At 43.3% G+C, this 16,392-nt stretch carries 11 protein-coding genes; 5 read left to right on the top strand and 6 right to left on the bottom strand.

What is annotated here, in order from left to right:
- Nucleotides 1-8: 8 nt before the first annotated feature.
- The 6 genes from DC082_RS03445 to dnaE form a co-directional block, all read right to left on the bottom strand.
- Entirely contained in the window at nucleotides 9-1,046 is a 1,038-nt protein-coding gene (locus tag DC082_RS03445; protein ID WP_109235764.1) for a fimbrial protein, read from the bottom strand.
- A gap of 168 nt (nucleotides 1,047-1,214) precedes the next feature.
- Nucleotides 1,215-1,919: a fimbrial biogenesis chaperone gene (locus DC082_RS03440; protein WP_109235763.1), complete on the bottom strand. Its 705-nt coding sequence runs from the start codon at nucleotides 1,917-1,919 to the stop codon at nucleotides 1,215-1,217.
- Nucleotides 1,920-1,931: 12 nt separating this feature from the next.
- Entirely contained in the window at nucleotides 1,932-4,421 is a 2,490-nt protein-coding gene (locus tag DC082_RS03435) for a fimbria/pilus outer membrane usher protein (RefSeq protein ID WP_109235762.1), read from the bottom strand.
- 114 nt (nucleotides 4,422-4,535) lie between these two features.
- The gene (locus DC082_RS03430) at nucleotides 4,536-5,099 is read right to left on the bottom strand and encodes a fimbrial protein (RefSeq protein ID WP_109235761.1); all 564 of its coding nucleotides are present in this window, start codon (nucleotides 5,097-5,099) and stop codon (nucleotides 4,536-4,538) included.
- Nucleotides 5,100-5,638: 539 nt separating this feature from the next.
- The gene (locus DC082_RS03425) at nucleotides 5,639-6,607 is read right to left on the bottom strand and encodes an AEC family transporter (RefSeq protein WP_109235760.1); all 969 of its coding nucleotides are present in this window, start codon (nucleotides 6,605-6,607) and stop codon (nucleotides 5,639-5,641) included.
- A gap of 198 nt (nucleotides 6,608-6,805) precedes the next feature.
- Nucleotides 6,806-10,297, bottom strand: coding sequence for a DNA polymerase III subunit alpha (gene dnaE, locus DC082_RS03420; RefSeq protein WP_109235759.1), 3,492 nt, complete (start codon nucleotides 10,295-10,297; stop codon nucleotides 6,806-6,808).
- A 329-nt stretch (nucleotides 10,298-10,626) separates the two neighbouring features.
- On the opposite strand from dnaE, the gene DC082_RS03415 reads away from it, so the two are divergent.
- From DC082_RS03415 to DC082_RS03395, 5 genes are all read left to right on the top strand, one after another.
- Nucleotides 10,627-11,961 carry a capsule biosynthesis protein gene (locus DC082_RS03415; RefSeq protein WP_109235758.1) on the top strand — a complete coding sequence of 445 codons (1,335 nt, stop codon included), beginning with the start codon at nucleotides 10,627-10,629 and terminating at the stop codon, nucleotides 11,959-11,961.
- Between the two features lie 89 nt (nucleotides 11,962-12,050).
- Nucleotides 12,051-13,166 carry a KpsE/RkpR family capsule polysaccharide export protein gene (locus DC082_RS03410; protein ID WP_109235757.1) on the top strand — a complete coding sequence of 372 codons (1,116 nt, stop codon included), beginning with the start codon at nucleotides 12,051-12,053 and terminating at the stop codon, nucleotides 13,164-13,166.
- Nucleotides 13,167-13,373: 207 nt separating this feature from the next.
- A complete protein-coding gene (locus DC082_RS03405; protein WP_229821556.1) occupies nucleotides 13,374-14,528 on the top strand; it encodes a polysaccharide biosynthesis/export family protein in 1,155 nt (384 codons plus the stop codon).
- 407 nt (nucleotides 14,529-14,935) lie between these two features.
- Nucleotides 14,936-15,730, top strand: a complete 795-nt coding sequence (locus tag DC082_RS03400) for an ABC transporter permease (protein WP_229821553.1) — start codon at nucleotides 14,936-14,938, stop codon at nucleotides 15,728-15,730.
- Nucleotides 15,727-16,386 carry an ABC transporter ATP-binding protein gene (locus tag DC082_RS03395; RefSeq protein ID WP_109235755.1) on the top strand — a complete coding sequence of 220 codons (660 nt, stop codon included), beginning with the start codon at nucleotides 15,727-15,729 and terminating at the stop codon, nucleotides 16,384-16,386. Before DC082_RS03400 ends, DC082_RS03395 begins: the two co-directional genes overlap by 4 nt.
- The last annotated feature ends 6 nt before the right edge of the window (nucleotides 16,387-16,392 follow it).

Raw genomic sequence — 16,392 nt, 5'->3', positions numbered from 1 at the left:
AAGAGATATCAATAATATTCCATTGTATAGATGACGACACTTGAAAATGGGCCCGATTTAATTGGAGCATTGCCAGGTTTTTTTTCTATCAAAGCATCAAACTTCATCTTTAATAACTTGTCTGATCTACCAATAATACCCTCCCCAGTAGCCTGACCAAATTTTACTAAATTACCCTTTTCATCTTTTAGTTTTAATGTAAGCCCATTTTGCAAATCTATATTTTGGTCGTTATAAAGCGTCCCAGAGTTAAAGACAATTTTGGGGGAAACGTTTGAGTTACATTTTGTTGATGTTTTTTCTACTGTTATAGTGAAATTATCTTTGAGTTGTTTGCCTGACTCCATCTCTTTTTTACTTACACTACCAAAATCAATCGAAGGTTTATCAACGGATGTTTTAAATGCGCCAGCTAAACATGTATTTTCCCTAATAGCTTCAAGCGATAAAATTAAGGTCAAACGAGTACAATTAGTGCCATCTTCTACATTGCAAATAGAATAGAGAGTACCACCGGTTTCATACTCTCTTCTTTTACCAATAACTGGAGAATAAAGCATTAGAGCGGGAAGGGTATAACGAATCGTATATCGAGTACCTGGAGCGTAAGGATAAATTCCGAAATTCGTTGTTGCTCTTGTAAAAAAGTTAGAGGTTGACCTTAGTTGTGAGCCTGTCGATGCATTAATAGTCAGATGCCCCTCCCCTTCATACCTTGTTGGCTTAAGGTCATCTAGCATTATTTGGGTACCTCTTGTTGCGTTACCGTTATGCCCAGAAAGCTTACCTATGTCAAAAATTGTGACTTTAGATTGAGTGCTACAATATACAACAATATCAATTGTAAAACTTATAGGAGATGCATTTTGTTCAAAAATAATAAGCCTATCAACATGATTTGAAGATGGATATGATGTTGTGCCACCATTTTGCGTAATACGTTCAACAGTACACTGAGCATGGGCTGTAAGTGAAAATAAGAAAAGTGATAGTGAGAATATCAACATTTTTATAAAAGTTGATATTTTTTGCGTAAAATAATTCATAGAATATACCTAAATGGATAACAGAGAATATTGATTTTTCTAAAGTGGACTATGATTGGTTTTAACTTAATGAGTAGTTATCATATTAAATATTTGGTAGTAACATCGTTAAATAAAAGTCAATTAGAATCAATTAGAAAAAATATTGTTTCATCGCTTTAGCATCCATTAGTTGATAATAAGTTGACAACTGTTTTCACATTGATAACTCTGTAATTCCGTTCCCCCAAAGTCATTAATGAAGTAGACGGTTGGCGTATTTCCTAAAGAGAGATTAACGACGTTACTTTCAAAAGGTTTTAAGATAATATCTTTTTCAATCACCTTTCCTTTTGGACCATGACTAAAGCCTAAAATGACCATATGATATTCTGTGGGATTTTGGAGTGTATAGCTATTACCCGACTTCGAGATTTGTAATTCTTTTAGCCAACCATTCTCTTTATACTGTTTCAAGCCTTTTGGACGATAGAAGAGCTTTACCTTCGATTGAATCACAATATTGACCTGATTCTCTGCGCCTGTTTTTGGCGGAACGCCCAACACATTAAAAAAGAGCATCGATTCACGATCAGTCGGAAGGTTATTTTGTCCCGCTAGAGAGACCTTTACCTGCTTTTCTTGCCCGGGATTGATTCTCTGCAAAATAGGTAGCGCCACCAATGGTGATTCGATCTTATTGCCTTGCGCATCTTCGATCCAAGATTGCGCTAAGTAGGGCTCTTTTTTATTGGTATTTGAGACCACAATCGATTGTGAGTTTGATTGAGCACGGTCAAAGATGATCCGAGTTCTATCGAGCGTGAGCTGCGCATAGGAGGTGTTGAGGAGTGATAAGCTAAGTGTTGCGACCGCAATGAGTAGTTTTTTCATAATAGATGACTCCTAGTGACAAATAATTGTGGTGAATTCTTCAGTATCGGTAGATTGAATGGGGAGGCGACAAGATTGATCATCACCCCATTTCACAATAAATGCAGCCTTTTTATTAAGGCCGGTTAGATAAGTTCGACCTTGATCGGCGACCATTCCCACTTCAATATCAAGACCGTTTTCTCGATAAACGATGGCGCCAAAGGGAGGATGTGATCCATCGGGTAGCGTAATGGTAACTAACGCCTTCTGACCACTGACTGCATTAGCAGATCGATAGGCGATCGCGCCTTTCGTTGGGGCTACTTCCATCACGTTATCTTGAATCTCTACATTCTCAGGGAGATTATCATTATCGATCAGGTAGGTTGACTGATAGTAGTTAGGAAGATTACTGATTCCCACTAGACCAAAAAGATTAGATTCGCTACTTGAACCTTGTATTTTGACACCCGAAACCCCCGCATCGACAATAAGGCGTGATCCTTCATCATAGACATAAGGATGAGTTGCTACCCCGTGTTGCGTTAAGGTGAGTGAACCACTAAAGCCCGCAGTAACACTCTGCTGATCAGATGAGTAGCTCGCCGAGCCATTAAAGTTACCAAAGCTTAAGTTAGTATTGTAAGAAGCACTCAATGCGTAGTCGATCGATCCACTGAGATCACGCTGATGATTCATTGAAGCGCCTAAAGAGTAGTTTCCGCCCATTCCTTCACTATAAAAAGTGGCTTGTTGGGAGACATTTTTTCGCCCTCGTTCATAACGTGCGTTATAAGAGAGACGCGATGTTCGATCTTCTAATGGAATGGAGAGATAGAGCCCCACTAAATCATCTTTGTTACCATAGCTACTTTTATTGTGAGAGAGATTGAGCGATACCGAAGTATTACGGAAAGAACCACTCTCGATAGTCTTATAGATAGAGACGTTATAGTAGGAGTTACTTTCTTGATTCCAATAGGTCGATTTTGAAGCGGTTGCTGAAATATTGATATTCCATTGAGGAATATATTGGGAAACACTGAGGGAAAACCGATTTTTTTCTAAATAGAGGCGATCAAACTCATTAGTTTTCATATCAACATAGTTATTGAGTGTTGTGTAATCTCGGCTTGAGAAGCGGTAACCTGCGATATTGAGCGAGGTGTTTTGCCCAAAACGCTTTGCATAATTGAAGCGATAGCTTTGGCCTGTCAGGCGTTTTCCTGGATTGGCTCTATTCTCCGATTTTGTCATATCAAATGAGAGGGCACCAACAACCCCTAAATTGAGCCCGAGCCCGGCACTATAGGCTAAATACTCATTATTGGTCGTGTAGACTACGCCACCAATTAAGGAGATCATATCGGTTAAACCATAAGATCCATCGACTGAGGTAAATTTAACATCGATCTTTTCATTAATATGTTGTGGTGCTAATTTTCCCGCATTTATATTGTAACGAAGTGCCCCTTTTCGGGTTAGATAGGGAACATGGGCAATATCCACTTGGAACTCATTGATCGATCCATCACTCTCTTCAACCGTAACATCTACCGTGCCATTTAAATAGGAGGGGAGATTGGCAATGGCAAAAGGTCCAGGCGGTACTTGAACCTGCTTGATGATATTGCCATATTGTCTGACCGTGACAACCGCATTAGACGTTGCGGTACCAGTGATTTGGGGCGCATAGCCTTGTAAATAGTTAGGCATCATGCTCTCTTCGGTATAGAGCGAAGCCCCTTTAAAGCGAACAGAGCTAAAGAGATTTGAACGGGAATAGAGCTCCCCTGCATAGAGATGGGCGTTTAAGCTCCCAATATCGGTAAAGGCATAAGTTTGGGTGCGCTCAAATTTTTTCCTCACATTGTTAGGGTTATATTGATAATTGGTACGAAAGCGGAATCGTCCAATATTGGCACCAATGATGCCATAGCTTGAGAAGTTGTTAAGGGTAGAAGATTGGCCTTGATTCTTATAACGATTGAAGGTTTTAAGCAGATTATAATCTAAAAAGAGACCGCTAATTCCATGATCACGCTGATTAGGTGGAATCCAATAAGGGTCGAAGTCCACCAAATAAGCATGGGGCATACGAATTTTGATCTTTTGTTCACTATCATCAAACTGTGCATCGATAGCGGCATCATATTCTGTTAAGCCGTAACAGTTACCGGCATCAGTCGTGTTGATGATCGATTTTTTAGCACCTGAACGGAGCGTTTTGCTAATAGGTAGTGAGGTCAATAACTCATCGGTAAAACAGATATGACTTTCATTATTATTACTGTAGAGATAGACCGGATGATTATAGAAGATATTTTGCTCATTGATCTCAATATCGGCAAGGTATTTTCCCGTAAATTGATCGTTACTGCCAGAAAAGGCAGAAAGGTCGACATTTTCAAACCCTAAAGACTCTAAAACCTTGTTATTAAATTCAAACCCATAGCTAAAAGGGGAAAGGAGGGCACCTATAAGAATTAGATATTTCCCTTTTTTTATAGCTTTTTTCATCAAAAATTCCGCTTAGTAGTTTTTAATTATCTATACACCAGAAGAAGGTATCTCAATAAAAGAGATACCTTCCTTATAAAAAGCTAGGTAATAGATTGATATCTGCTATTGAGGTTATTTATAGCTAGCAACAAAAGAGATTGTTGTTTCAACAGAACCAGCTGTTACAGTAGTGTCACCCGCCATACGACCACGAATACTATAAGTTGCGGTTCCGTTTACAGCATCAATGTTTGCTTCGATCGGATCAGGCGTTCCTGTTGGCGGAATTTGTGCAAGACCTTTGCTTCCACCGACTTCAACTTCGATGCCTACACCTTGTGCATTACCATTATTTGCCCAAAGATTAGTACCAAAAGTAGCTTCTTTACCTGGTTGAATAGTAATTGTGACCGCTTTTAATTTATCTTTATCATCAACATCTAAATTACAATCTACAAATTTAATTTCACCCGTACCCCAAGCACCAAACTTCTGTTTTTGTAGAGTTCCTTTCGCAATCGAGCCTAAATCAATTGTTGCGGAATTCCCTGCAACAATCGTACAACCTTTTTCCGTCACTGTACCTGTGAATTTAATTTGTCCATCTGAACCCGCTGTTGCTTTCGGAAGATCTTGAGCAAATGCTGTAGTGGAGAGAGAGAGCGTTGCAACTAATGCTAACGATAATTTTTTCATCTTTTCATAACCTTTGTTTGTTAAATGCAAAATAGTTTTTTATGTGAGCTAAAAAACAGTCGACATAGTAAAGGTTATTTTTATAAAAGTAAATATTCCTATATAAAATAACAATATTTTTTATTAATATCGTTTGCTGTCAATAAGTTATTGTTAGCTTCTAAGAATTTTTGTTATCAAAGATTAAGGGATATAGGAATGTTTTATCTCTTATTAATACTCTGTTTTGTATTGCAATATATTGATTGATACTGTTTTTTAGAAAAGTTTATATTACGAAGTCCATAAAAAAAGCACTGTTCGTACATGAACAGTGCCCTTTGGATTGCATCTAATAGTTATTAAAATATCAGATTTTTTATCAATTTTTTGTTATTTTTTTTTGTGTAAATGTACTTTATATATATGATTATGTAATAATTTTATATCTCTATTGATTATATCTCTGGTGATTATGTCTCTGTTGGTTTATATCTAGTGATATCTAGTGATTCTATCTCTATCGTTGAGTCGCTATGCAGAAGCTCGGCAAATAGATGCTATCCATGCAAAAATGCAATAAGCGCTGTAACAGTAATGAGCATCCCCACGGTGGAGACTGCCAATATAGAAGAGGCTTGCTGCTGATATTGCTGATACTTTGTCGCAAGGAGGACAATCATCGGCCCCGATGGAAGCGCGGCGAGGAGTAAGCCCTCATCATAGATTAATGCCCCTTTTTGAATCCCGAAGAGGAGCGCGATGGCGATAAAGAGTGCCGGCAATCCCACATTTTTTAAGAGGGCGATTAAAAGCACTTCAAAGCTGAGTTTAAAGCGATTAGCGGCAATGGTCATCCCGGCAACAAAGACGGCAACACCGGCAGTAGCTTTACCGATAAGCGTTAGCGAGTGATCCACCACCTCCGGCATTTTGATATCTAAAAAGACGAGGGTAAAGGCTAAGAGTGGCGCCCAGACAAAGGGTGTTTTAAAGATCGCCTCAAAGAGGGAGTGACCAATAAGTTTCGCAAGAGAGTCATGCTGATCTGCCATTTTTGCGAGACTCAATTTAATGATAATGGTCGCTAAGGGGACAATCACCACATTGATCACAAGGGAGATAATACTAATCGCAACACCACTTTCAACGCCGTAGAGACTTCCTAAAAGGGCAGGGCCATAGAAAGGTCCGGCAGAGAAGCTCACCGCTAAACCGGCAATGGAGGATTCTACACTATTGCGCCGAAAGAGAATCTTTGCCACTAAAAAGCCGACAAAGTAGGCAATCAGTAGTGCTACTAAAAGCGCGCCAAAGAGGATGATCTCCTCCAAGAGTTGTGCTCTTGTGACCATAATTGTTCCTACAAAGAGCATCGGCGGAAGGGCGATTTTGAGGACTAAATTGTTGATGATCGGAATCGGATTAACGTCGGTGCCGAAGAGATGCGCTTTCTGTGCGCCAAAGCCGAAGGCGAGAACAAAGATAATCGGGACAACAACTGCGGCGGATTGTAATATCTGCTCCATGGCGGACTCCTCTCATTGGTATCACTTACATTACATTATTGACATCATCTGTATCTACATCATCTGCATCTACGACATAGGCATCATGGGGCGATCTGATGATCTGATGATCTGTTGATCTGATGATCTGATGATCTCCCCAGATATTATTCTATCGAACCATCGGTTTGAACGATTGATTTCAATCAGAGAAGCTCATCAATGTTTACGATAGCCCACAGAGAGATCGATCTCATCATGATAGTGCTGTTTTAAGCTCACAAGCAACTCATCATCGGCAATTACTTTCTCCTGCTGCATCTGAAGAACGCCGGCGCTACGCGGATTGTGATACTTAAAGATCAGCTGTAAGCCCTTCTCATCATGTCGATAGGGCATCAATTTCTGGAAGATCTCCTGAACGGTGGCAAGTGATAATGGGCGGCGATTCTCAATAAGAATAAAGTGCCCATGGGTTTCTCGCACCTGTCTTAATGTGCGTAATTCACTGACGCGCAGAGTCATGCAGTTATTGAAGGAATCCCAGCTATGGCTGCCGCGGATAAAGAGGATGCTATCGGGCGTGATCTCTTCTCCCGCTTCATTGAGCGTTTCGATCGGCTCTTCAAAGAGTCTAAACTCTGCGCGAGCATGCCCATCATCGAGCACCACAAAGAACATCTTATTGCCCGCCTTGCTGATGCGGGTATAGAAGGCAGTCACTAAGCCGGCAACGATCACATTATCCTCATTGCGTGAATGATATTGTGGCTCCGGCATCGCTTGTAATGCAGAGAGAGTCGTATTCGCCACCTCTTTAATCTCCGCACGATATTGATCGATCGGATGGCCACTAAAGAAGAAACCTAAGACCGATTTTTCCGCATGGAGGAGCTCTTTTTCCGTCAGTGGCATCGCCTTATGCAGTTGATATTGGGGTTCATCGCTCGGCTCATCGCTAAAGAGGCCAAAGATATCACCTTGACCGCTATTTTCATTCTTCCGATTTTGATCGGCAAGACGAATCGCTTCTTCCATCGTTGCGAGCAGCTCTGCTCGGTAAGCGGCACGTTCGGCGATCGAGTCAATCTCAGGATTGAGGCAATCGAGGGCGCCGGCACGGATTAAGATATCGATGGCACGTTTGGAGGTTTTAGAGAGATCGACCCGGCGACAAAAATCGAAAAGATCGCGATAAGGGCCATTTTCCTCCCGCTCTTCAATCAGTTGCAGTGCCGCCGCTTTTCCATACCCCTTCAATGCGCCGAGGCCATAGATAATTGCCCCCTCTTTATTGACGGTAAATTGATGGTAGGAGTGATTGATGCTCGGGCGGATGAGTGGAATCTTCATCGCCAAGACCTCTTCGATAATGATAATGATCTTATCGGTATGATCGAGGTCGGCAGAGAGCACCGCTGCCATAAATTCAGGAGGATAATGCTCTTTGAGATAAGCAGTCTGATAGGAGAGAAGGGCATAAGCAGCGGAGTGCGATTTGTTAAATCCGTAACCTGCGAACTTCTCCATCAAGTCGAAGAGGCGTCCTGCCTTTTCACTATCAAAGCCGAGCGTTTCCGCCCCTTGCATAAAGAGCGCGCGTTGCTTCTCCATCTCTTCGGGGAGCTTTTTCCCCATTGCTCGGCGCAGTAAGTCCGCTCCCCCTAAGCTATAGTTCCCGATAATTTGGGAGATCTGCATCACCTGTTCTTGGTAGACAATAACGCCGTAGGTCGGTTTTAAGACCGGCTCAAGTTCAGGGAAGGGGTAGATCACCTCTTCGCGCCCATGTTTACGATTGATAAAGTCTTCCACCATTCCCGACTCAAGGGGTCCGGGGCGAAAGAGCGCAACAAGTGCGACAATATCTTCAAAGTTGTCGGGCTGTAATCTGCGGAGAAGATCCTTCATCCCACGAGATTCGAGCTGGAAGACCGAGGTAGTTTGGCACGCTTTTAAGAGATCAAAGGTGGGTTTATCATCGAGCGGTAAGTTGTGAAGATCGATCGTCTCACCGCGATTATACTCAATATTTTTAATCGCCCAATCGATAATGGTTAAGGTACGAAGGCCTAAGAAGTCAAATTTGACTAAGCCCGCGGCTTCAATATCATCCTTATCATATTGGGTGACAAGTGCCGTAGAGCCCTCCTCACAATAGAGGGGGGAGAAGTCGGTCAATTTTGTCGGTGCAATCACAACACCGCCGGCATGACGCCCCACCGATTTTGCTAATCCTTCAAGTTGCTTAGCAAAGTCGATCAGAATCTTCACCTCTTCATCTTGGTGATAAAGATCATGAAGCTCCGGCTCCTGCATCATCGCCTTTTCGAGCGTAATGCCCAGATCCATCGGGATCAATTTTGCAATGCGATCGACAAAGCCATAAGGATGCCCCAGCGCACGCCCCACATCACGAATTACCGCCTTTGCCGCCATTGTGCCATGGGTGGCGATCTGCGATACCGCCTCTCGGCCATAACGATTGGCCACATACTCAATCACGCGGTCGCGCCCTTCCATACAGAAATCGATATCGAAGTCCGGCATCGAAACCCGCTCGGGGTTTAAGAAACGTTCAAAGAGAAGGTCATAGGGAAGGGGATCAAGATCGGTAATCTTCAACGCCCAAGCCACAAGGGAGCCGGCACCCGATCCGCGCCCGGGGCCCACCGGAATCTGATGATCCTTCGCCCATTGGATAAAGTCGGCAACGATGAGGAAGTAGCCGGGAAAGCCCATATTGTTAATGACATTCAGCTCAATATCGAGCCGTTCCCAATAGTGCTGATTTGCTTCACTCTGCTTGCCGATCCGCTCCTCTAAGCCACGATACGATTCCGCTTTGAAGTACTCCTCAATCGTCATCCCATCAGGGATAGGGAATGCCGGCAATTGCGGTTTGTGAAGCGTTAAGGTGACGTTACAACGTTTAACGAGCTCGATACTATTCTCAATGGCATCGGGATAGTCGGAGAAGAGCGCCTCCATCTCCTCAATCGAACGAAGATACTGCTTGGGGGAGTAGTTTCGCGGGCGGTTAGGGTCGAGCATCGAATAGCCCGATTGAATCGCAACGCGCACCTCATGAGCTTCATACTCATCTTCCCGCATAAAGCGTACATCATTGATGGCAATTAGCGGGAGGTTTAGCCGTTCTGCAAAGGGGGTTACCTCTTGAATAAAGCGCTCATCATCTTGTTGATCGAGGCGCTTAATGCCGATATAGAGTCGATCCTCTAAAAAGGAGGCGTAGGTCGATTGTAAAAATTTTTCTGCCGCTGCTTCCCCTTGATTGAGAAGCTTCTGCCCAAAATGGCTCTCTTTCGCCATAATGACAATTAATCCGGCTTGATACTCTTCTAACTTCTCATGGGTAATATAAGGAACACCGCGAACCTGATGGTAGCGGTAACCATAACTTAAGAGCTCTGCTAAGTTGAGATAGCCCTGATAATCTTGTGCAATCAGCGTGATACGGCCGACACTATTCTCTTCATCGATCACTAAGCAATCGGCCCCAAAGATCGGTTTAATGCCCGATTTGAGCGCTGTTTCATAAAACTTAATGGCAGCAAACTCATTCCCAAGGTCGGTCAGTGCCGCAGCACGTATCCCCATCTCTTTGAGCTTTGCAAAGAGTGGCTTAATGCGGATTAAGCCATCAACCATCGAGAATTCAGTATGAAGATTAAAGTGGGTAAAGGTCATAAGATGTCAGCTTCACTAAATTTCCAAAAGAGTAGGGCAAAATGATATCACATTCCCTTTTGGTGGGTGGGGCGATCTCTATACGCCTCTTTTGATACAGGTCGACAAAGGTATCATGAGTCGCATTTTTAGGGTAAATTGTTTTGGCGATCAATTTTTATTGTTGTATGATACGTCGCAAATTGTATAGAAGAATCATCATGCTTATAACCCCATTAGACCATATTCATAAGATTACACTCATGGATCACACTTATGAGATCAAGCTCTGAGTACTCTCAATGGGTTATAAAAGTTGTTAGATTGAAGAATTAGGAACAATATTGTCAATGGTATCAGAAAAGGATCAGCAAGAGCAGCATTGGGAGCTTCTCCATTATTGGGAGGAGTTCTTAGAGAGTAGTGAGCGGATTCTCTTTCTACAAGGTCCCATTGGCCCCTATTTTTGGCATCTTAAAGATTCCCTTGAAGCAGAATCGGGAAAGCGCTGTTATAAGATCAATTTTAATGGCGGAGATCTCTACTACTATCCGAAAGGGGAGCGTACCTTCAATTATGAGGGCTCTGTCTCTCAATTTCGTGACTATCTGCAAAGCTTTCTCCTTGAGCATCAGATCGATACCATTGTCTGCTTTGGCGATGAGCGTATCTACCATCAGATCGCTCGGGAGCTAGTTCTCGGGCAGGCGGAGTGGCGCAAGGATGATACAGAGCAATCATCACCACTCACCTTCTGGGCATTTGAAGAGGGGTATCTGCGTCCGCACTATATTACTTTTGAGAAGTGGGGCGTTAACTATAATAGTCGCATCAATCGTAATACCGAAAGCTACCGGCAATTTACCGCCTTAACAGAGGTGGATGATCTTGAAAAGGATCTCAATAAAGGGGTTAAACCGGTGGCGGCCGGTTTTTGGCGTCGGGCGAAGATCGCTATTCGTTACTATAAGGCGATGCGCGATCAGCGTACACAATTTCCTCACTATAAGCATCATCGAGAGACACGGCTTCATGTCTACGCTTATGCTTGGGTGTTAGCGGGGATTCGTCATTTGCGTTACCGCTTTCGAGATCAAAAAATTGCTAAAAAGATGATGGATGGGAGCTATGGCGATTTCTTCCTCTTTCCGCTACAAGTGCATAATGATAGCCAGATTCTGCAACATGGGCGTGGCAGACGTGTTCCGGAATATATCCGCCAAGTGATCGCCTCTTTTGGCCGTTATGCCAAGCCAGAAGATCGCTTAGTGATTAAACATCATCCGATGGATCGGGGCTTTAACCATTATGGGAGATTAATAGAGCGCTTAGCACGCCGTTATCAGGTGGAAGATCGGGTCGATTATCTCTTTGAAATCCCCATGCCGGTACTACTTCGGGCCACAAAAGGGGTTGTGGTGGTCAATAGTACCAGTGGACTCTCGGCGCTGATTCATAATCTACCTGTTAAGGTGATTGGTGATGCTCATTATGATAATCCTTATCTCACTAATCAATGCTCTTTAAGTGATTTTTGGCAACAATATCGGGCACCTAATCCACGATATGTGAAGCGTTATCTCTACTCATTAAAGTTTAAGAGTCAGCTCAATGGTAGCTTCTATTATGAGGAGGAGCTGATGCTCCCGGAGGCAAAATTTTCCGACAGCGCTTCGAAATTTTGATACTATCTAGGGAATTTCAGTGATCGATAATAGGAGCACGCAAGTTATTGTATGGGATTGAAATTATCTCATTTCTAATTAGGTAGGGTATGAATAGTAAGATCAAACATATTTTTAAAGACAGACTGATTGTTGCGTTGGTGATTGTGCCATTTATCATTGCCGTGCTCTATTTAACCTTTCTTGCGGCAAATCGTTACGTCAGCTCCGCGCAGGTAGTGGTCAGGCAGCAAGAGAGCGGACAACAAGCGGGGCTCCCAGGGTTGGCGATGTTAATGGGGGCGGTCGACCCTGTTTCGCGCGAGGATACCCTCTATCTTAAAGAGTATATTGTCTCTCACGATATGCTCAAAATTTTAGATGAGAAGCTCAACTGGAGTGAGCATTATGCCGGCAGATGGTATGATCCGCTCTACGATATCTCTATCGATGCGCCATTAGAAGATAAGGTGAAGTTCTATCAAAGAATGGTCACCACCCACTATGATGAGACAACGGGGCTTCTCCGAATCGAGGTGGAAGCCTTCTCCCCTGATTATGCCAAAGAGATCTTAAAAGAGATCATGGTGCAAAGTGAGATCTTTGTAAATAATATAACGCGTTCCATGGCCGATGAGCAGCTCGCCTTTGCTCAAAGAGAGCTCAATGCCGCAACCGATCGCTATGAGAATAAGCAGGCAGAATTGGTCGCCTTTCAGAATCAATACAATATCTTCAATGCAGAAGTGACGGCAGAATCGCTCAACCAGATTGTCGCTAATTTAGAATCTGCGATCGTTACGGAAAAGGCGCGTCTTAATGCTTTAAAGTCCCGTCTTTCTGCCAATGCGCCCCAGATTAAAGCGCAAGAGAATAAGATCAATGCATTAATCAAGCAGCTCGAAGCGGAACAGCGTAAAATTACCACCAGTGAGATTACAGAAGATGATCTTCTCAACACCATCGCCTTTGAGTATCGCCGATTACAGGTGGATCTCTTAGTAGCGGAAGAGTTTTATAAAACGAGCTTAGCGGTGGTGGAGAATGCCAAGCTTGAGACGATTAAAAATATCCGCAGCCTGATTGCTGTTGTTAAACCCAATTTACCCGAAGAGGCGGCCTATCCACGCCGGCTCTATAACTTAATTACCATTTTAATCGTCCTATTATTACTCTACGGGGTGACCCGCTTTGTGATGGCATCGATCAATGATCATCGTGAATAGAGAAGAGTGAGTGAGAAGAGTGAGTGAGAAGAGTGAGTGAGAAGAGTGAATCGTGCATTGCGAATCATGAATCATGAGCCATGAACCATGAATGATGAATCATCAGTCGTGAGTAGGACTCACAATCAATACTCTCAACAATCAACACTCAACAATGAGTATTAATAATAGGTAGCAACTAGAAGGTCTAAAATAGAGGTTTCTAAAGTGACAAGTACGATAAAATACCCCTCGATGCGCCAAATTTTGCGGATCTCCACACTTGTGGTTCCGCTCTTTTTAGCGGGCTGTTCAGGCGTGATCTCTGCCTCAGGCCCTGGTGCATCCACGATCATCAATCAACAAGATCAGATGACGGAGACAGGCCCCAAAATTGTGGGGGGCTATGAGTTTATTGAGCTAAAGCCATCAACCATCGCGCAATATATGCGCCCGAAGATGACAAAGCTCAACACCTCTGTCAGTAAGCCGACTGTTCCCGACCTTAAACTCACGCCGGGAGATGTCATCAGCGTGATGATCTCCGATAGCGCCGAAGATGGTGCGCTCTTTGCGCCACTTTCAGCAGGCGGAACCACCTTTAATAAGGTGCGTTTAAGCCGGAATGGCACCATCTCTCTCCCTTATGTGGGCATTGTCAATCTTAATGGGTTAACGGTGACGCAGGCAGAGGCGCGAATTCAAGAGCAGCTTAAAAAGTTTGTCACCGATCCGCAAGTCTTCCTCAATATTACTGGCGATCTCGGCGGTTCTGTTTTAGTGGCGGGTGATGTGAATAAGCCGGGGCGTTTTTCGACGCTTGAAGGGCCATTAACGATTCTCGATGCCGTTAACCTCGCCGGCGGACCAAAGTCAGAGCCTTACCTTGTAGATGTTGTGGTACGTAATGGGCGTAATGTAACGCGCTATAACTATGCCGATCTCTTAAATGGGCTCAATCACCCGATTACCGCCAATAGTGAGGTGGTGGTCGAGCGTGCAAAACAACGCTTTGTCGCGATGGGCGCCGTTAATAAACCAGGATTACATGATTTCCCCTCCCGCCAGCCGAGTCTGCTCGAGGTACTCGGGGTGATCGGCGGTTTGAGTGACCAAAAAGCAAATGCTACCGGCGTCTTTATCTTTAGACTCTCTGATGGCACTACTTTTGATCCAAAGACCAACACCATCACCTCTAAAGAGAAGCCGCGCGTCTTTCAGCTCAACATGAAGGACCCTACATCGCTCTTTGTTGCTCAGCAGTTTCTGGTACAACCGGAAGATGCCGTCTATGTCACCAATGCCGGCACTTATGAGTTCCAAAAACTTATTGCCCCTATCTTCCAAGTTCTACTTTTAGGAAATAGTGTCAATAACCTCTAATCAAAATAGTGATGATTAATCCCTCCTCTCTGCTATATAAGCGTGGAAGGATAAAAGTTAAAAGAGCGATAGGGCTAATCTCTATCGCTCTCTTTCTGAGATTTTTATAGTTTTAAGATATCGTGGCCTGAGTTAACATTAAATATTGATTTTTAATAGAAGCTACCATCTTAAGGAAGCTAAATAACAGTTCTACTCTAGATTTTTATAAAATGATTAAAGCTGTTAAATATCAATTAATATATAGCCCGTTTCATAGTACAATGTTGCGATAAAATTTATCGCCTTTCGTAAAAGTTGCATATTTCCGCCACTTTTTACGATAGTGCCGGCATTTTATAAAGAATAATATAGGCGCAATAACAACTATTAGCGCACCTAATCAAAGATTCTAAGAAGAGGAGAAGATGAGTTCCATATCCAGAAGAAGTCCTTGGCAGATTATGCAAGATGTGATCTTTGCTCTTGTCCTGCGCGAATACCTCACCCGTTTTGGCGAACGGCGGATGGGGGCTTTCTGGATGCTCTTTGAACCTGCTGCCCATATGGGGGTGATGATCTTTATCTTCACTGTGATCCGTGCGCGCTCCGTCCCCGGGATGGATTTCCCCATGTTCTTTTTAACGGGGATGATTCCTTTCTTTTTGATGCGTAACATCATCTTTAAATTAATGGACTCTATCGGCGCGAATCAGGCACTCTTTGCTTACCCTAATATCAAGATTTTTGATACCTATGTGGCGCGTGTCTTAGTGGAGCTCTCCATCTCTAGCGTTATTTACGGCATCTTTATCTTTATCTTTGGTTTTTGGATCGGTTACGATGTCGTCGTGGCTTACCCCTTAGAGTGGCTCTATTCACTTCTAATCGGCATCCTCTTCTCCTTTGGCTTAGGGGTGATCTTTTCGGTATTAACAATAATCATGCCCAACCTTAAATCTTTTATTCGCATCCTCTTTCTGCCGATCTACCTTATCTCTGGGGTGATCTTTCCGCTCTGGATTATTCCCGATCAATATCTCCCCTGGTTACTCTGGAATCCATTTGCACAAATTATCAGTAATATTCGAGAATCCGTTTTTGTCAATTATCCAGTCATTCCCGGCATGAGCCAAAGCTACCCCTTTTTCTGCACTATGATCACCCTCTTTATCGCCTTAGCGCTCTATCGTCTCCGCCGGCAGAGGTTATTAGTGAAATGATTAAGATCGAGAATCTCACCAAATCCTACCTGCACCATAAAGCAGGGCGCAAATATGTCTTTAAGGATCTCTCCTTTACCATTCCGAGCGATAAAAATGTCGCCATTATCGGTAAAAATGGCGCGGGGAAATCAACATTGATGAATCTACTTGCCAAGGTAGACTCCCCTGATAGCGGGCGGATCATTACCGATAAAAGCATCTCTTGGCCTGTGGGCTTATCTGGCGGCTTCCAAGGTTCTCTCTCTGCACGGGAGAACGTGAAGTTCATCGCCCGCACCCAAGGCTTTCGCGGAAAGGAACTCTATGAAAAGGTCGCCTATGTAGAGCAGTTTGCAGAAATTGGTGATTATTTCGATCTTCCCACTAAAACCTATTCATCAGGAATGCGCGGGCGCGTCGCCTTTGGCCTTAGCCTCGCTTTTGATTTTGATTACTATATCGTTGATGAGGCGATGTCCGTCGGTGATGCTCACTTTAAAAAGAAGGCGAGTCAAGCCTTTAAGGATAAGGTTGGGAAAGCGAATATTATTCTGGTGACGCATGGAATGACACAAGTAAGAACCATGTGTGACCTTGTCATTATCTTAGATAATGGCAAAGCCGAGATCTACGATGATGTAGAAGAAGGTATTAAGATTTATCAAAATTTGTAATATTTT

This window comes from Ignatzschineria indica (genome assembly GCF_003121925.1).
GTDB classification, from domain to species: Bacteria; Pseudomonadota; Gammaproteobacteria; order Cardiobacteriales; family Wohlfahrtiimonadaceae; genus Ignatzschineria; species Ignatzschineria indica.
Note: the sequence above shows the minus strand (reverse complement) of the source record. Positions and strands in the feature narration are given on the sequence as shown.